The following is a 17,650-nucleotide window of genomic DNA, read 5'->3' on the forward strand; positions in this document are numbered from 1 at the left end:
TGCGGTTTTGTCGGTTTGCAGGCTGGCATGAGCCGATCGACGGAGTAGGATGCAAGGCGTTGGAGAGACCCGATCATGCCCACACTGCAAACCCTGCAAGTCTTTCAAGCCCTCAACAGTTCGCCCAATGCTCGCCTTGAGCACAGTGCCGAGCTTGGAGATGGCATGGCGGCCGCTTTGTGGAGCAACCATCACGACGCCCAAGACTACGAGGCGCCGACTCACCACACGCTGTCGTGCTACATCGCCGGTGGTACCGGCACGTTTCGCCGCGAACGACCCGACACCACCGGGGCACCCGGCAAACTCTGCGTCCTGCCGGCCGGGCACGAATCGGCCTGGGTCATCAATGGCGACATTCGCCTCGCCCACCTGTACTTCAGCCCTGAGCAATTCGCCCTCGGTTGCGTCACGCTACTGGATCGCGAGCCGCGGCAAGTGCAACTGCGCGAAGCCACCTTTCTCGACGACCCGCAACAGGCACAGCGCTTTCGCCAGTTGATCGCCCTGAACTGGGACGAGCCCGGTGAACGCCTTCTGACCACCAGCCTGGCCCATGACTTGCTCAACCATCTGCTATTGAGCCAGGTCGGCCAGCGCCAGGGGCTTCGCCTCAAGGGCGGGCTGGCCGCTCACCAGCGGCGAATGCTGGTGGACTACATCGACAGCCATCTGGCCGACGCCATCAGCCTCGGCCAACTGGCGGCGCTGTGTGCGCTGTCCGAATACCACTTTGCCCGGATGTTCCGCGAAAGCTTCGGCCTGCCGCCCCATCAATACGTACTGGCACGACGTCTGGCCCACGCGCGGCACTGGCTGCGCAGCACGTCAAAACCGCTGGGTGAGGTCGCGTTGGCCTGCGGGTTCGCCAGCGCCAGCCATTTTACGAATCGTTTCCGGCAGGCCCTCGGCGCGACACCCGGCGAGTATCGACAGGCGTTTTTGCGCTAGCGAACAAGCTGCCAGACGCACTATCGCCATCGCGAGCAGGCTCGCTCCCACAGGAGTGCTATGCCGAACGCAACATTCACGTCCACTGAAGGTCCAGTGTGTGCGAGCCTGCTCGCGATACCGTGGCGCATCCAATATGGAGTGCAAGCAAAACGGGCCTGCGTTGGCAGGCCCGTTTTCGGTCGGTCAGTAAAAAGAATTAGGCTCAGCCGTTGAGTGCAGCCCGTTCGTTCTCCAGGAATTCTTCTTCCAGCATCGCATCGGCCAAGGCCACCGACTCGGTCGGTTTCTCAGCGGTGGCGCGTTTGACGCGCAGTTTGCCGAACAGATGCTCCAGGGCATGTTCAAGCTTGGTGGCCGCCCCTTCGATGGCCAGTTCCAGCGTATCGGCCTTGTGTGTCACCGAGACCGGTTGCAGACCCTTTGGCCGTGCTTCCAGCTGACAACGCAAGTCATGGGGACCGGGCTTGTCGCCGTTCTCGTCCCGCAAATGGACCTCGACCCGTGTCAGGTCTTCTTCATAACGTTCGAGCGTGCTTTCGATGGTAGTACGTACCCACTCCTCCAGTCGGATGCTGCTTTGAATATGGTTATCGCTGTTGACTTGGATTTGCATAGTTCATCCCTTATTTCGGCTAGCTCGCCAGGGGCCAATCGACGGTAGCGCGACGACCCCTTGAATACAGAGTCGGGCTGGCGGCAGAACAATTCAACCCCTTCGAAAAGATAAATATTCATACGCAAATAAAGCCGGACAACGGACAAAAGCGCTGTTAATGTCGGGAGTTGCCTCGCCTTGCTTACCCCACGAAAATTCTGCGCTCACCCTGCACCGTCAGCGACCATTCGCCCATTCCTGCACAGAAACGGGCAGCCTCCCGGGCCGCAGGCCAAGGCCTTCAGCGCCTATGCGCCGTGATCATTGTCCGACAGTTTTTCCGGCATGCCCCTTGCTACCTCTCTGCTGGAGCGGTCGCAGGTTGGGATCTTCCGATCCAACCTCTGCCTGGCTCTGGATGAAGCACGATCATGGAATGGCCGGTGGTCCGGTATCGCGAACTAATCCCGATCACGGCCGGTCAACAACTGCACGTTCAATCAGGCGGTGACGCATCATGGACAACCCTTTTCAGCTCATTACCGACGCTTTTGCGCCGCAGTATCAAATCAATCTGAGCATCCAGGGCCTGGACGGCAGCATCATGCTGACCCTCTCCAAGGCCGGGCGCATCGTCGCCAAGCGCATGATCAGCGCCCAGCAACGCAATGACCCGGAACGCCTGCGACGCCTGGTCCAGAGCATTCAGTTCGGCATCGCCATCGAGCAGGGCCACAGCGCTGTGGCGATCCTCGAAGCCATGACCGGCGGTGACAACGTCAAGCTGCCACCACCGCAGACGCAGGGCGCGACATCCGCCCCCGCCGGTTTCTAGATCTCGCCCTTCTCCACTTCGGCATGCTCGCTGGAACCCGCGCCAACCTTGCGGTGCGGGTGCTCGATTTTCACCGAAGGGAACTGCGACGAAGCGTAACGCACCACCAGGATCGCGAACGCCAGCAGCAAGATGCCGCCGCACAGGTAGATGATGCCCAGGTCAGGCGGACTGTGGTGGGAGACGTTGGAAATCAACAAGCGCGTCAGCGCCGTGATCGCCACGTAGATCAGGAACCGCACCGGCATGTGGTTGGTCTTGAAGTAGATCCCGACCATCGCTCCCAATTCCAGATAGATGAACAGCAGCAGGATGTCATCGATCTTGATGTGCCCCTGCTCGAGCATCTGCAAAAACTCCATCACCGCCGCCCAGGCGGTCACCGCTCCGATGGCAAACAGTGCCAGGTAATGGAACGTCTCGACGAACAGATTGCCCAGGGATTCGGCCAACTGATGTACGTTCTGGCGCAGGTTCTCGGCCCAGTTGATTTTCACGATGTAGTTTCCTTAGGTCGACTCGACCGGATGATGCGGGTTGGACGTGACGGTTGTTCTGCATGCAGAAAAAAGGCCAGCGGCTGAGGGTGAGATGGCGATGGGCCGCAACCCGACACTTTTGCGATGTTGATGCCGCCCTGTCGTGAGCAGGCGGGCTCCCACACCAGCGCTCGCGACAAATGTGCAAATACGTCTACATTAAAAAGCCACTATCCAAAGGGAAGGGATTCGCTTATCCTTTTGGCTGTATATAAATACAGTAGTCACAAAGATAACCAATGTGAAGGCATGTGAGGTGGTGAATGGCCGTCGAAGTGGTATACCGCAGCAGCCGAGATCTGGAGCGCTTGTTCATGGATAAAGCCGAAGCTGACCGTCATGACAAAATGCTGGAACTCGCCGAATTGCTGGCCGAAGTGTTGCAAAAAGCCGTTCCCTCGCTGAGCGAGAAACAGGTTGAGGAAGCCGGCATCTACATGGCGAAAAATCGCGATGTGTTCGCCAAGGCGTTCAAGAGTCAACCGGACGCCTTGTCCGAACTGCTCAATGCCCCTGCTGAATAAGCCTTGAAAAGATCGCAGCCTTCGGCAGCTCCATGGAGTCCACCCAGGAGCTGCCGAAAGCTGCGATCTTTTTTATCGGTACAACAAACGCTCTGCCAATTCATCGGCCACCCTGGCCGGTGAGCGTTTTTCTGCCTGGGCGTGGGCAAAGACTTCCGTAAGCCGGGCGCCGATCTTCGACAAATGCGCGGTGATCGTCGACAGCTCTTCGCCGCGATGCTTCAAGGCGACATAGATCAGGCCTCCGGAGTTGATCACATAATCCGGCGCATAGAGGATCCCGCGCCGTTCCAACTGATCGGCCACCTGCAGGTTGCTCAACTGGTTATGGGCCGACCCGGCAACCGCTGAGCAGCGCAGTTGCGCCACGCTCTGGCTATTGAGCACCCCGCCCAGGCCACAGGGGGCGAGGATGTCGCACGGGGTACTGAGCAGTGCATCGTTGGCGATCGGATGCGCGCCCAGTTGCTCCATCGCCAGTTGAACCTTGCCAGGGTCAATGTCGCTGACCAACAGTTCGGCGCCTGCGGCGTGCAACTGTTCGGCCAGGGCGAAACCGACATTGCCCAGGCCCTGGATCGCTACCCGCAGGCTTTCCAGGTTATCGCTGCCCAGGCGGGCCATGGCCGTGGCACGGATGCCGGCGAATACCCCCATCGCCGCGTGAGGCGCTGGGTCTCCCGAAGCCGTGGTGCTGGTCACATGACGGGTCTGTTGGGCGATGCAGTCCATGTCCGCCACCGAGGTGCCACTGTCGATGGCGGTGATATAGCGGCCATCCAGTTGCTCGATGCAGCGCCCAAATGCCTCAAACAGCGCAGCGCGGCTTTCGACATGGGCCGGACGCATGATCACGGCCACGCCGCCGCCCACCGGTAAGCCGGCCAGTGCGGCCTTGTAGCTCATGCCCTGGGCCAGGCGCACGGCGTCGACCACGGCACTTTCATCGTCGGGGTAGGACAGATAACGACATCCACCCAGAGCAGGCCCAGGACGGCTGCAATGAATGGCAATCACCGCCTTCAACCCGGTGGCCGGGTCTACGCTCAGGTGCAGCGATTCAAGGCGGGAGCTTTGCATGAGAGCAAACATCGACAGGCTCCCGAATCACTTTTGTTTGTTCCGCCAGTATAGGCGTGCGCTCAAAATTTGCTGGAGCGCGCCGGAATAAGTCGACCGGACGGCCAGTCTTTTGGGCATAACCTGATTCCTTCCCCGGACGAGACTGGACGAAAGCCCGCAGCAGAGCTAAAAACGAGGCATAGCCCGGAGACTGTGATGACACCGCGCCAAGCCTTTTTTGATTGCCTGCACCGCTCCCCACCGGCGCTGTTCGAAGCAGCGTTGTGGATTGCTGCCGAACATGATCGCGAAGTGGACGTACCGGCGTTGCTGAACGATTTCAAGGATCTGCAACAGCGTGTCAGCCATGACCTGCCGATGCTGCCCGTCAGCGAACTGGGCCAACCCTTGCTGCGCCGCCTCAATGACCTTGGATTCGCCCAGGATGATTTCACGCCCCTGCGCCCACGGGCCGCGTTGCTCGACAAGGTGCTGACGCGTAAACGTGGACAGCCCCTGGCCCTCGGCCTGATCGCCCTGGAGCTGGCTCGTGGCCTGGAGATTCCGATGGTCGGTGTCAATTTCCCCGGTCACTTCCTGTTGCGGGTCCCCGGTGCCGATCATCTGCTCGACCCGTGTGGCGGACGCCGGTTGTACCCCAACGACTGTCGGGAACTGCTGCAACGCCAATACGGCGCCAACATGCCCCTCAAAGCCGAGCACCTGGTCAGTGCCGAGCCCATGCAGATGCTCCAGCGCCTGTCGCGCAATCTTCGCCAATTGCATCTGACCAACGACGACTACATTGCTGCACTGATCGACGCCGAACGCGTGCTTGAACTGGGCAACGCCAGCGCCGCCGATTACCTGGCCCGCGCCAGCCTGTACCAACGGCTCGACTGTCCCAACGCCGAACGATTCGACTTGGAGCACGCGCTGATGCTCAGCGAAGACCCGATCCAGCGAATCCGGCTGACGGAACGGCTGGGGCATCTGCCGCCCAATTCAATTGTGCATTGAGCGGGTGTAGATCGCGGAGGACGAGGTGGTAACTCAAGGGCTCGCCCCCTCTCCTTCTGTGGGAGCGAGCCTGCTCGCGATAGCGGCGTGTCAGACAACATGTTTGTAAGCTCAACCACCGCCATCGCGAACAGGTTCGCTCCCACAGGGGGGCTCAAGGTGTATCAGGCTGATTTGCCGGATGCGCCTGTTGAAACGCTGGATGCGCAGCCGCCAACGCCGCAACGCGACGGATCCGTGGATACGCCTCCAGGGAGACATTGAACCGTTCCGCCGCGTACACCTGCGGGATCAGATACACGTCCGCGACCCCGGGTGCTGCACCGAAGCAGTAGCCGTCATCCCCAATCAACTGTTCCACCGCCGCCAGTCCCTGGCTGATCCAATGCCCGATCCACTGCGCCACCTGCGTTTCATCGTGGCCCCACTGCCGCAGCTGGTTGAGTACGCTGACGTTGTGCAGCGGATGAATATCGCAACCGATCAATGCCGCGACGCCTCGCTCATGAGCCCGAACCGTCAGGTCGGCGCTGAGCAACGGCACCTGTGGATAACGCTCCTCCAGGTACTCGATGATGGCGGGTGACTGCACCAGCAACGCGCCTTCGTCGGTACGCAGCGCCGGAACCCGGCCCTGAGGGTTGATCGCCAGATAGGCCGGCTGACGATGTTCGCCCCCAGGCGCAGCGATCAGGTTGACCGGCAAGGCCTGGTAATCCAGGCCCTTGAGCGCCAGGGCAATGCGCACCCGGTAGGACGAAGTGGAGCGGTAGTAGGTGTAGAGTTCCATGCCCTGTCCCTCACCGCGCCGGCAGGATCTTGCCCCGGCATTCGCCAAAGCCGATGGACGCAACACCTTCGCGACTGCAACGGGCACGCAGGATGATCTCGTCACCGTCCTCAAGGAATTTGCGCACTTCGCCAGAGGCCAGCTCGATTGGCTTTTTACCGCCCTCGGTAATCTCCAGCAGGCTGCCGAACTGACCGCTCTCAGGCCCCGACAAGGTGCCCGAACCGAACAGGTCACCGGCCTGCAACTGGCAACCATTGACGCTGTGGTGGGCGACCATCTGCGCCACGGTCCAGTACATGTACTGGGTGTTGCTCAACGTCAGGCGATGGGCCGGCAGGTTCTGCTCGCGCATGGCTTCGGTCAGCAGCAGGACTTCCAGTTCAATGTCGAAGGCCCCACCGGCCTGGTCACGCTTGTCCAGCAGGTACGGCAACGGCTGCGGATCGCCTGCCGGACGCGCCGGTTGCGGGCGGCGGAAGGGTTCGAGGGCTTCGGCCGTCACCACCCATGGCGAGATACTGGTCAGGAAGCTTTTGGACAGAAAGGGCCCCAGCGGCTGGTATTCCCAGGCCTGGATATCCCGGGCCGACCAGTCGTTGAGCAGGCAGAAACCGCCAATGTGCTCGGCAGCATCACCGATGGCGATGGCTTCGCCCAAGGCGTTGCCCTTGCCGATCCAGATGCCCAGTTCCAGCTCATAGTCCAGTCGCGCGCACGGGCCGAAGGTCGGCTCGGTCTGGCCGGCGGGCAGGGTCTGGCCCTTGGGACGACGCACATCGGTGCCGGACGGGCGAATGGTCGAGGCACGCCCGTGATAACCGATGGGCACGTACTTGTAGTTGGGCAACAGCGGATTGTCGGGACGGAACAACTTGCCGACGTTTTGCGCGTGTTCGATACCAACGTAGAAGTCGGTGTAGTCATTGATCCTGGCCGGCAAATGCATCTGGCAGTCCGCTGCGCGGACCAGCAGTTTCGCGCCCTGGGCTTCGATCTCGCCCCGCAGCGAGCTGTCTTCGCGCAGCAGCTCCAGCAAGCGTTCACGCAGGGCCACCCGAGCGCTGCGGCCGAGGTCGAAGAATGCATTCAACTGGCCGTCCTTCATGGCTTCGACGGCTTCGCGCGCCGCGCCGTCAAACAAGCCCGCCTGCAACGCGGCCTGCAAATCGAAAATCTGCTCACCAATCGCCACGCCGCTACGGGGAGCACCGTCATCGATACTGAAGATGCCCAGCGGCAGGTTCTGCAGCGAGAAGTCGGCATGGCCATTGGCAGAGGCGACCCAGCTACGGGCAGGGGAAAGTTGAGTCATGGGTTATCTCCGGGTCGGGTCGAAAGTGACCGGCAGCGAGGCCCAGCAGGCGTCGTAGTCAGTTTGCAATTGTGGGCAGTCCAGGGCGAAACGGCTCGGGCGCAGGACCTGGCTGGTTTCGAACATGAAGGCCATGGTGTTGTCGATTTTCGCAGGCGTCAGCTCGGCGTTGATCGCCTTGGTGCAGGTCTCGCCGTCCGGGCCATGGGCACTCATGCAACTGTGCAAGGAGGCGCCGCCGGGCAGGAAACCTTCGGCCTTGGCATCGTAGGCGCCCTGGATCAGGCCCATGAATTCATTCATCAGGTTGCGATGGAACCACGGCGGACGGAAGGTGTTTTCCGCGACCATCCAGCGCGGCGGGAAGATCACGAAATCGAGATTGGCCAGGCCGTGGACGCTGGTGGGTGAGGTCAATACGGTGAAGATCGACGGGTCCGGGTGGTCGAAGCTGACCGTACCGATGGTGTTGAAACGGCGCAGGTCATATTTGTAAGGCACGTTGTTGCCATGCCAGGCCACCACATCGAAGGGCGAATGATCCAGCTCGCAACCCCACATCTCACCGAGGAATTTCTGCACCAGCGCAGTCGGTCGGGCGAGGTTTTCGTAATGAGCGACCGGCGCCAGGAAATCCCGCGGGTTGGCCAGGCCGTTGCTGCCGATCGGCCCAAGGTCCGGCAGGCGCAACGGCGCGCCATGGTTTTCGGCGATATAGCCGCGGGCTTGTGGATCAATCAGCTCGACGCGAAATTTCAGGCCCCGGGGGATCACGGCAATTTCCAGCGGCGCCAGTTCCAGCACGCCCAGCTCGGTGGCGATCCGCAGCCGTCCCAGCTGCGGCACGATCAGCCATTCCCCGTCAGCGTTGAAGAACACCCGTTCCATGGAACGGTTGGCGCGGTAGTGGTAGACGCTGATACCGGCCGGTTTGTCCGAGCCGGCATTGGCCGCCATGCGCACCAGTCCATCGATGAAATCGGTTGGCTCGGCAGGAATATCCAACGGGTTCCAGCGCAGGCGATTGGGCGTGACCTCACCCAGAGGACCGCCCGCTATCTGATGTTCAAGCTTGACGAAGGCCGGATGATTGGCCGAAGGCCGGATGCGATACATCCAGGTCCGCCGCGCTTCGCTGCGAACCATGGTGAAGGCAGTGCCGGAGAATAATTCGGCATAGAGACCGTAAGGGGCTTTTTGCGGGGAGTTCTGGCCAACGGGCAAGGCGCCGGGCAGCGCCTCGCTGGCAAATTCATTGCCAAAGCCTGACTGATAAGCCAGGTCCGACACTGTGGAATCGAGGGTCATGGAGCCTCCTGAACACAGGACTGGGTACGACCTCGTCGTTCCACGAAGAAACGTCAGGCGCACAGGTTATTTTTATCGTAATTCAATTACGCATAACGTAATTTGCTCGACAGCGACCGTCAAGCTATAAAGACGCCCATTCGCCTCTGGACTCAGCGCCTCCATGGAAACCCCGCTCAGCAACGGTAAACAGAAAGTCCGCTCGGCCGAAGTCGGCACCGACATCCTCAAGGCCCTGGCCGAACTGTCGCCCTCCACGTCGCTGTCGCGTCTGGCCGAACACGTGCAAATGCCGGCGAGCAAGGTTCATCGGTACCTGCAGGCCTTGATCGCCAGCGGTTTCGCTGAACAGAACACGTCCACCAACCACTACGGCCTCGGGCGCGAAGCCTTGCGCGTGGGCCTGGCGGCGTTGAACGGCATGGACGTGTTGCAAGTGGCCGCCCTGCCCTTGGCCGAACTGCGCGATGACTTGAACGAAACCTGTTTCCTGGCGGTGTGGGGCAATCACGGCGCCACCGTCGTTCGGATCGAACCCGCCATACGGGCAGTGACCGTGGTGACGCAACTGGGGTCGGTATTGCCGCTGCTCAGCTCGTCCACGGGGCTGGTGTTCAGCGCCTACCTGCCGACGCGCGAAACGATCGGCTTGCGCGAACAGGAAGTGAGCGCTTCCACCGCCCACGCCCTGGCCGACGACCAGGCCTATGCCACCCTGTGCCAGCAAATACGCAGTCGCGGCCTGCACCATGTGCATGGCTTGCTGATGCCCGGCGTGGATGCCCTGTCAGCCCCGGTATTCAATGCTGTCGGCCAAGTGACGGCGGTGATGACCATTGTCGGCCCGACTTCCCTGTTCCATGCCGACGAAAACGGCCCGGCGGCACAACGACTGCTGGCGGCGACCCGGGCCGTGAGCTGGCGGATGGGGTATGAGGCAGGCGCAGGATCGGATCAGCCAACGGGCCAATCCTGATCACACCATTGATGTGAGCGGTGATACGTAGCGGTGGCAGCTAATCGTCTTGCCCTTGGGAATTCTTTATCTCATAACGCCCATGACTTTGGCCTTGGCGACCGCCTGCGTGCGCCGCTGAACGCCTAACTTGCTGTGTATCCGCCGCGAATGGGTTTTTACCGTGTGCAAGGATATGAACAAACGTTCGGCAATCTGCTGATTTGAATAGCCCTGCGCAATGAGCTCCAGCACTTCCAATTCTCGATGACTCAACAACGTGTCTTCGACTGCCACCGCCGGCTGCTCGATGTGCTCAGCCGATTGCGCCCAGCCCAACAGATCGGGCTGACGCGCGCGTAACTCGCACAAGGCTTGCTGGGCGCGCCAACAGGCAACTCGCTTGAGGCCCTCTTGCACAAGCGATCGTGCCTGGGAACGATCAGCGGACAGCCAGACGACTTCAGCCAGCGCCAGATACAGTTCGGTCTCCAGGCCATGCATTTCACAGTGCTGTGCCCGGGCGATCATTGCCTTGAGTTGCGCTTGAGGGTCTTGCGCCCGATGCAGATAAACCTCGGTCAGCACCAGCAGGTACTCAAGCCGAGGAATCAACTCCAGGGTCGCAGGTGGGGCATGCTTGGCCTGCGGCCCGCGAAAATGACGCAAGACTCGGGTCAGGGCCTCGAGGGCCAGTTCCGGGCGTCCCTGTTGCAGCCAGAACTGGCAACTGGTTTGCAACAGCACGCCACGGTACACCGTGTCGGGGATGTGCCGCTGTTGCATGATCCGCTCGGCATCGCGCAGTTGCAGGAAAGCCTCGCCATAGTCGCCGCCATTGGCCGCCAGGGTGGCCTTGCCGAGAAAACCATAAAGCACTTGTTTGTCCTGGCAATGCAGGCCCGTTTCCAGGCCCGCCTGGAACTGCTCGGCAGCCTGCTCGGCCAACCCCATGCGCAAAGCCAGACGGCCACGGCGCAAGGCAATACGTCCCAGCAAGGCAGAAAAGTCCTGGCCAGGCTTATCGAGCAACCCCTGAACTGCGCTCAACAGATGATCGGCCCGGTGAGGAGCTCCGCGTTGCTCCAGGACTTGGGCGTGATCCAGTTCCAGCAAGCCCTCGAAGACCAGTGAGCCTTGGGCGCGCGCCAGGCACAGGGCCTGGCGGTTGATCCATTGCGCAGTGGCCAGTTCCCCCTTGAGCAGTGCCTGCTGTGTCAGCCCCAACTGGCACAACAGGTGCAAGGCCCAGGCCTCTGGGTCGAGGCTCGCCTGGGCCTGGAGCAAGTGCTCGCGGGACTGCTCGCCATCCCCCGAAAGGTGCAGCAGCCAGCCCAGCAGAACCTGCCACCGGGCCAGCAGTTGCCGCTGCAGGCAGGCCGAAGGTTGCGGCATGAACCTGGCCAGTTGGTCGATGCACACCGATGCCTGATCGAAGCGTCCGGCGAACAGCAACGCAGCCGTGACCAACCCCACCGATTGCGGTGTACCGAGTGTCAGCGCTTCACCTTGTTGATCATGCAGCTTCAGCAACAGCGTCACGTTGCTGCGCTGCAGTACATGTTCAAAATTCAGATGCTGCAGGAAACTGACGGCAGCCTCGAACTCTTGCGCATGCATGGCCTGCTCGAATGCCATTTGCCAATCCTGCTCGGCGGCAAACCACTGGCAAGCCCGGCGATGCCAGGAGCGTCCCTGCGGCCAGGGCTCATCACGCACCAGTCGGGCCAGCGCCGGGAAAATCTGCAACCAGTCCGAAGACTGCTCCCACGGTTCGATAAAACAGCCCAGGTCCAACAACAAGGGCAGGCATTCGGCGCCCACCGTGTCACCAAACAGATGCTCGCAGAGCCGGGCATTGAAGCGCGGCAGATGCGCCAGCACTCGCCAGGCCTGTGCCAGGTCCGGGGTCAGCGTACTGAACAGCTCATATTCAAGGTAGTCATGCAGGGTCCCGGGCCGCCCCGGCGACGCGTGGCTGCGCGCCCATTCACAACGTTCAAGCAGGGCGATACGCACCCCGGCGCACCAACCGCCACTGCGCTGTATCACCTCGCGCGCGGTGCGAGCGCCCTGGGGACCGGGCAAATGTTTGAGCAATTGCTGGACATCGTCATGGGTGAAGACCAGCGCCTGGGCATCGAACTCATGCAGTTCGTCATCAAGTAGCAGGCGCGGCCAGTTACAGTGAGGACGACGGCGACCATTCAACCAAAGGTGAAGCGCCGGACTGCTGATGCTCAACAGACGATCGAGAAACTGATCCAGCTCGGGGTTGGGTACCCGACAGTAATCATCCAGGAACAGCCAGGTCGGTGCTTGCAAGCCCGCCAGGTGAGCCAGCAGCCCCCCTTCATCCAGCAACGGCAGCCCGAGGGTCTGCGCCAGCCGCTCGCACATTTGCGCCGCGTCCAGCATTGCGCCCCCAAGCGGCAACCAATGCAACCGGCAAGCGGCGGGGGCTTGCAGGAAACACTCAGCGAACAACGCACTCTTGCCACTGCCCGCCGGTGCGCAAAGCAGTTTTACCCGCGCCTCGGAGGCCAGCAAGGGCTCGCTCAAGGACCTGCGCGGCACATGGGTCGAAGACAGGCGGGGCAGCAATCCAGGACGGTCCGGACACGGGGTCATGGCGGTCATGTGCGAAGTCCAGTTTATTATTGTTTCATCACCCTAGTCCTGTGGCGCTCACCTTTGGAGAAGTATTCAGCGCGCTGATTGGCGCCCATAAAAAAAGACCGGCAAATCGATTGCCGGTCCTCACGATTATCTAACGTCAGCCATAGTCAGCTTCAAACCGCCGGGTCTCAACGAACCCCCGTCGAGCGCAGCGCCGCTGGCGTGAAGTCCGCAGCCCTGGCTTCGAAACCGTACTCGTAGCTGCGCTTCTCTTCGTTCTTCATCCCCAGCGCAATGTAGCGGCCGGCGATGATGTCGTAGAGCGCCTCAAGGGTGTAGCCCGGGTTCTGGTTGGCGTAGTAGAACTGGGCATGACCTTCGGCCACCCGCCACAGTTGACCGCGACCGTCGTAGTGATCCACCAGTGCCGCCTGCCAGCTGTCTTCATCGAAATACATGTGGCGCTTGGCGTAGATGTGACGTTCGTTTGGCTTGACCGTACCGACCACTTCCCAGACCCGATGCAGTTCATAGCGGGTCAGATCCTGATTGATGTGGCCGGCCTTGATCACGTCGTCATACTTGAGGCTGGGGGAATCCAGTTTGTAGCTGTTGTAGGGGATGTACATTTCCTTCTTCCCCACCAACTTCCAGTCGTAGCGGTCCGGCGCGCCGGAGAACAGGTCGAAGTTATCGGAGGTACGCAACCCGTCAGCGGCGGTGCCCGGGCCGTCGTAGGCCACTTGCGGGGCGCGACGCACACGGCGCTGGCCGGCGTTGTAGATCCAGGCCAGGCGCGGCTCCTTCACCTGGTCAAGCGTTTCATGCACCAGCAGCACGTTACCGGCCAGACGCGCGGGCGCGGTGACCGACTGTTTGAAGTAGGTCAGCACGTTGCTGGCCTTTTCCGGATCGGCGTCTTTGATCAGAAACGGCACGGCGATCTCTTCTTCGAAGCGGATCGGTGTAAAGCTGCCGTTGGTTTGTGGGGTGGCCTGGGTGATGATGCGCCGCACGTTGCCGCCGTGATAGCGGGTGACGTGGTTCCACAGCACTTCCACGCCGTTCTTGGGGATCGGGAATGCGTAGTAACGGTTACCGGTGAAATTGGCCAAGCCGTTGCCGTCATTGATGGTGGTGACGTTGAGGGCGCTGCGCTTGGCCGACTCGTAGATCTCGGGCGGTAGCGAGACGCTGCGATGGGTCGGATAGACCGGAATCTTGTAGGTTTGCGGATAGCGCTTGAACATCGCTATCTGGCCTTCGGAAAGCTTGTCCTTGTACTTGTCCACGGTCTCGGCGGTGATGGTGAACAGCGGTTTTTCCCCGGCAAAGGGATCGGCCAGAAAGCCTTTGCTGTCCACCGCCCCGGCGTTTTTGGCGATGCCACCGGTCCAGGCCGGAATCGAGCCATCGGCATTGCCTGCCTTTTCCGCGCCCAGCGGCGTAAGGCTGCTGCCCAATTTGTTTGCTTCATCCGGCGAAACTGCCGCCATCACGTTCGCGGCCAGCAGGCTCAGGGCCAGGGCGCCGCATTGCAGAATCATCTTGCGCATTGGTTTTTCCTTGTCAGCCAGATCAGAAGTTCACGCCAAAGCTCAACGCGAGGAAGTCGCGGTCTTCGAGGACGTTGTAGTCGCCGCCGAAAAAGTCGGTGTAACTCAGGCTGGCGGTATAGGTGTTGCGGTAGTCGGCATCGACACCCAAGCTGATGGCCTTGGCGCCTTCGTTGAACAAGCCGTTGGGGCCGTAGCCGGCAACGTCATGGGACCAGGAGACGTTGGGCTTGAAGTTGATACCGGCAACGACGTTGGAGTAGTCAAGAATTGCCCGGGCGCGATAGCCCCACGAGGTCGAGGTGACGAAACCGTCGGTGTCACCGCCAAACCCGTACTGGCCGTAAACCGAGTCACGGCCATAACGCAGCTTGTCCTTGGATTCCAGGCCACCGACGTGCACCACCGCCGCCTCGCCCACCACGGTCAGGCGATCAGCGCCCAGCACCTGGTCGAAGAAGTGTGTCAGGGTGCTCTGGATCTGGGTCAACTCCTTACGACGATAACCGGTGTTATCGGCCCCGGGCGAGGTCGCGATGGGCGAAGCTGCACCGCCTGCGATCGGGTTGAGCAAGGCCAGGGTCAGATCGTTGGTGTTGAGCTGCACAGGTGCGTTGGGGCGGTAGCTGATTTCCCCGGTCCACGCGGTGCCGGTAGGCAGCGTGGTGGCGAAGCTGGCACCGTACAGACGGATGTCCTCGGGGTATTCAAGGTAATACTGACCGCGCCCCAGCATCACGCTTTGCGCCAGCCCCGAACCGCTGCCAGGGGCAAGCCCTTCTGCAATCGCGACCATTCCCGGCAATGCCGACAATGTAGACAGGCCGGCGGTGGTGGTGCCCACGGTTGGCGTGCGGCTGTGGTAGTTCATGAAGTACAGGCCGTACTCGGTGTCGTCACCGAGCCAGCGCAACGCCGTGCCCCACTGGCCGGAATCACGTGCGTCACGGTCACCGCTGCGAGCAATGACAACGCCTTCGTCATTCACCTGGATGCCTTGGCCAAAGGCCTGAGTCAATGGTACGAATGGCGCAATCGCCGGGCTGCCCACGGTGTAACCGCTGGTGCAGCCATCGGCCACCACGTCGTTGCCAAAGAAAGTGCCGCAGTTATCGACGACCGTCTGGTCCCATTCCAGTTGGTAGAAACCTTCGATGGTGAGCTTGTCGGTCAAGCCCTGGGAGGCGAACAGCATGTTCACCGGGATCAGGCCTTCCTTGATCTCGGCACCCGGACGGCGAAACGCGGAGACGTCCACCGGGTTGATGCTGTTGATGGAGTTGCCGATGAAGGTACTTTCACCCCAACTGACCACCTGCTTGCCCGCACGCACCGTACCCGGCAAGTCGGCGATGGAGTAATTGTGATAGACAAACGCATCGAGAAGCTGCGCCCCTGACGACTTGGAGCCTTCCTTGCGGTTGCTGTCGCTGATGTCCTTGAACGGCCGGTTTTCGTCCTTGAGTTCGAAGTCATACCAATACTTGCCGCGCACGAACACGCCAGTATCACCGTACTTGAGTTCGAGATCGTGCAGGCCTTTGAATATCTTGGAAAAGGTATCGCCCTTCTTGAAGTTCAGCCGCCCATCGTCACCGGTGGACGACTGCCCCGTACCGCCGTTGACGCTGCCGACCAAGTCCCGGTCGGCGTCGCGCATGCCCCAGCTCGCGCCCACGGACAACGAGGAGTCGAACTGCCCCTCGATCTCGCCAATGTTGAATGAAACGGCCTGCGCCTGGGCAGAGCAACCCAAGGCCACCGCGACGGCCAGCGCCTGCGGTTTGAAGATGGCGCGCATTGTTATTGTTGTCATGCGTCTTCCCCGGTGAGTGACAGAGCCTTCACCCTACTGCCGCACGACATGGGCGATAAGCGCACCAAGGAGGTATTCGCGCTGTACCCCGAAAGGATTACAGGTCATGGAATACGGGGCTTTGCGCCGCGCATGGACGCACTGGATGATGGGTCATCAGCGCCGCGCATATTCATCGGGCCTGTTAACTGTTGCGCGCCCTGCAACGGTGCATGTCCGGATCCGGGCTGTTTCCGACGATGGCCAATCCCTATGCTGGCCGGGCTTTCAGGGCAACGGGCCTGCAGGCACAAGCCGCCATCGCGTCCCTCGCGACCGGCGCACCGTCATTCGGATGGATTGGCGCATCGGTCCATCACCTCCCGTGTTCACTGACGTTGGTTTTTTGCTCCTTTGCAACGTCATTTTCAGGCCGCTGCTTTTTGCAGCGGCCTTTTTTATGTGGGTTGATTTCCTGCGTGAAACTTCTCGATTCCTACAACATGGTCGGAATCTCTCACCTGCCCAGCCAATGCAATCGAACTTATAGTCTTTTTCGCCGCCTTGATGGTGACGAATAAATGAACAGGCACGGCTGCATACAGTGAGTACTGGCAGGGACATTTGAAATGCACGTATCGAAAAGTAAATCAACACACCACAAACAATACATAAACCTGGACAGTGAGATTTACAGCATCAATAACATCAACGCAATGATGTCTAAGCGACACATCAAAAACTACCAAAAACGCGACACTGATTAAATCGAGAAAGCGATATGTATCTTCTCTACCCTAGCGATCCGTTTGATAAAAAGCGCCCCGATGAACAGTACATGGAAGAGTACGACGCAGTAGTGACCACCGGACTACGGACCGCGCTGTTCTCTTTTGAAGATTTCGAAGCAGGGACTTTCAAGACTTCTGTATCCCTCACGCCCGGCGACTGCATTTTGTACCGGGGGTGGATGCTGACGCCTGACGCTTATGCTGCGTTGGTTATGCACATGCGCGACAAAGGTGCCATTGAGGTGACCAACGCCACGCAATACCAAAATTGTCATCACTTGCCGCAGTGGTATCCGTTGCTGGCTGCCTGTACGAGCGAAACCGTGGTACTGGCCAGTGATGCAAACTTCAATCAGGCCCTCCAAGGGTTGCAATGGCCGGGCTACTTCATCAAGGACTACGTAAAGTCACTTAACACCAGTGGAGGCAGCCTGGTGGACACTCCCGAAGACATAGCGCCGCTGGTTGGGATCATGCGTCAGTATCGCGGGCAGATTGAAGGCGGTATATGTGTCAGACGACGAGAGGAATACCTCAAAGAAACCGAGCGTCGCTACTTTGTGCTCCACGGCCAGGCTTATAGCGCCACCGATGAGGTGCCCGAGTTAGCGACCGAATGCGCACAGCTGATCGACAGTCCTTTTTTCTCGATCGACATAGCGCTCAGGTCAGACGGTGTAATGCGGGTGATCGAACTGGGCGATGGCCAAGTGTCAGACCGCAAGGAGTGGTCCGCCGAGCGCTTTGCCTGGATGTTGAGTTGCGCGAGATAGACGGGAAGAATCATTTAATCAGCGAAAACAGCGCCACACTTAAACTGCTACCTTTTAATATTTAGGCTCACCCTCAACTAAAGCTTCTCGATTCCTACAATACTGCCAGAGCCCGCCATAAGAAATAGCGAACAAACCCTACTCCCATTAACGATCAATTCCCGGACATCCAAACGCCTATTCCTACAACAAAGCAAGAATCCCACTACGGCCCCATCA

Annotated in this window: 15 protein-coding genes; 6 read left to right on the forward strand and 9 right to left on the reverse strand. The window is 60.3% G+C overall.

Going from position 1 to position 17,650, the window contains the following annotated elements; genetic code table 11:
* Positions 1-75 precede the first annotated feature (75 nt).
* Positions 76-951, forward strand: coding sequence for a helix-turn-helix domain-containing protein (locus tag GKKCFE_RS21220; protein ID WP_173406571.1), 876 nt, complete (start codon positions 76-78; stop codon positions 949-951).
* Positions 952-1,156: 205 nt separating this feature from the next.
* On the opposite strand, the gene GKKCFE_RS21225 is transcribed toward GKKCFE_RS21220, so the two are convergent.
* A complete protein-coding gene (locus GKKCFE_RS21225) occupies positions 1,157-1,567 on the reverse strand; it encodes an HPF/RaiA family ribosome-associated protein (protein ID WP_047228613.1) in 411 nt (136 codons plus the stop codon).
* Positions 1,568-2,066: 499 nt separating this feature from the next.
* On the opposite strand from GKKCFE_RS21225, the gene GKKCFE_RS21230 reads away from it, so the two are divergent.
* Positions 2,067-2,384 carry a DUF3509 domain-containing protein gene (locus GKKCFE_RS21230; protein ID WP_047228614.1) on the forward strand — a complete coding sequence of 106 codons (318 nt, stop codon included), beginning with the start codon at positions 2,067-2,069 and terminating at the stop codon, positions 2,382-2,384.
* Here GKKCFE_RS21230 and GKKCFE_RS21235 read toward each other — a convergent pair.
* Complete coding sequence (locus tag GKKCFE_RS21235; protein WP_076383585.1) at positions 2,381-2,881, reverse strand: phosphate-starvation-inducible protein PsiE; 501 nt, start codon at positions 2,879-2,881, stop codon at positions 2,381-2,383. The two genes, GKKCFE_RS21230 and GKKCFE_RS21235, sit on opposite strands and share 4 nt — an antisense overlap.
* Before the next feature lie 305 nt (positions 2,882-3,186).
* On the opposite strand from GKKCFE_RS21235, the gene GKKCFE_RS21240 reads away from it, so the two are divergent.
* Positions 3,187-3,447, forward strand: coding sequence for a YebG family protein (locus tag GKKCFE_RS21240; protein ID WP_047228616.1), 261 nt, complete (start codon positions 3,187-3,189; stop codon positions 3,445-3,447).
* Positions 3,448-3,519: 72 nt separating this feature from the next.
* Here GKKCFE_RS21240 and GKKCFE_RS21245 read toward each other — a convergent pair whose 3' ends face one another.
* On the reverse strand, positions 3,520-4,539 hold the full coding sequence (locus GKKCFE_RS21245; RefSeq protein WP_047228617.1) for a Glu/Leu/Phe/Val dehydrogenase family protein: 1,020 nt from the start codon (positions 4,537-4,539) through the stop codon (positions 3,520-3,522).
* A gap of 186 nt (positions 4,540-4,725) precedes the next feature.
* Between GKKCFE_RS21245 and GKKCFE_RS21250 the strand changes: the two genes are divergently transcribed.
* Positions 4,726-5,529 (forward strand): SirB1 family protein, encoded by an 804-nt coding sequence (locus GKKCFE_RS21250; protein ID WP_076383584.1) that lies wholly within the window; start codon positions 4,726-4,728, stop codon positions 5,527-5,529.
* A 154-nt stretch (positions 5,530-5,683) separates the two neighbouring features.
* Here the strand turns inward: GKKCFE_RS21250 and maiA are convergent, their stop codons facing one another.
* From maiA to hmgA, 3 genes are read right to left on the reverse strand one after another with little or no spacing between them, the layout of a single operon-like run.
* Positions 5,684-6,319 carry a maleylacetoacetate isomerase gene (maiA, locus tag GKKCFE_RS21255; protein ID WP_047228619.1) on the reverse strand — a complete coding sequence of 212 codons (636 nt, stop codon included), beginning with the start codon at positions 6,317-6,319 and terminating at the stop codon, positions 5,684-5,686.
* A 10-nt stretch (positions 6,320-6,329) separates the two neighbouring features.
* Entirely contained in the window at positions 6,330-7,634 is a 1,305-nt protein-coding gene (fahA, locus tag GKKCFE_RS21260) for a fumarylacetoacetase (protein ID WP_445577059.1), read from the reverse strand.
* Positions 7,635-7,637: 3 nt separating this feature from the next.
* Positions 7,638-8,942 (reverse strand): homogentisate 1,2-dioxygenase, encoded by a 1,305-nt coding sequence (gene hmgA / locus GKKCFE_RS21265; protein ID WP_107321889.1) that lies wholly within the window; start codon positions 8,940-8,942, stop codon positions 7,638-7,640.
* A gap of 163 nt (positions 8,943-9,105) precedes the next feature.
* Here hmgA and GKKCFE_RS21270 point away from each other — a divergent pair, with 163 nt between their 5' ends.
* Positions 9,106-9,918, forward strand: a complete 813-nt coding sequence (locus GKKCFE_RS21270) for an IclR family transcriptional regulator (protein ID WP_047228622.1) — start codon at positions 9,106-9,108, stop codon at positions 9,916-9,918.
* 66 nt (positions 9,919-9,984) lie between these two features.
* Here GKKCFE_RS21270 and GKKCFE_RS21275 read toward each other — a convergent pair whose 3' ends face one another.
* The 3 genes from GKKCFE_RS21275 to GKKCFE_RS21285 all read right to left on the reverse strand — a co-directional run bounded on the left by GKKCFE_RS21275 (position 9,985) and on the right by GKKCFE_RS21285 (position 15,888).
* Entirely contained in the window at positions 9,985-12,537 is a 2,553-nt protein-coding gene (locus tag GKKCFE_RS21275) for a helix-turn-helix transcriptional regulator (RefSeq protein WP_107321888.1), read from the reverse strand.
* 167 nt (positions 12,538-12,704) lie between these two features.
* Positions 12,705-14,072, reverse strand: coding sequence for a DUF1329 domain-containing protein (locus tag GKKCFE_RS21280; protein ID WP_139049161.1), 1,368 nt, complete (start codon positions 14,070-14,072; stop codon positions 12,705-12,707).
* 22 nt (positions 14,073-14,094) lie between these two features.
* Complete coding sequence (locus GKKCFE_RS21285; protein ID WP_107321887.1) at positions 14,095-15,888, reverse strand: DUF1302 domain-containing protein; 1,794 nt, start codon at positions 15,886-15,888, stop codon at positions 14,095-14,097.
* A 760-nt stretch (positions 15,889-16,648) separates the two neighbouring features.
* Between GKKCFE_RS21285 and GKKCFE_RS21290 the strand changes: the two genes are divergently transcribed.
* Positions 16,649-17,431: an ATP-grasp domain-containing protein gene (locus GKKCFE_RS21290; RefSeq protein WP_445577060.1), complete on the forward strand. Its 783-nt coding sequence runs from the start codon at positions 16,649-16,651 to the stop codon at positions 17,429-17,431.
* The last annotated feature ends 219 nt before the right edge of the window (positions 17,432-17,650 follow it).

This window comes from Pseudomonas sp. E141 (assembly GCF_052659885.1).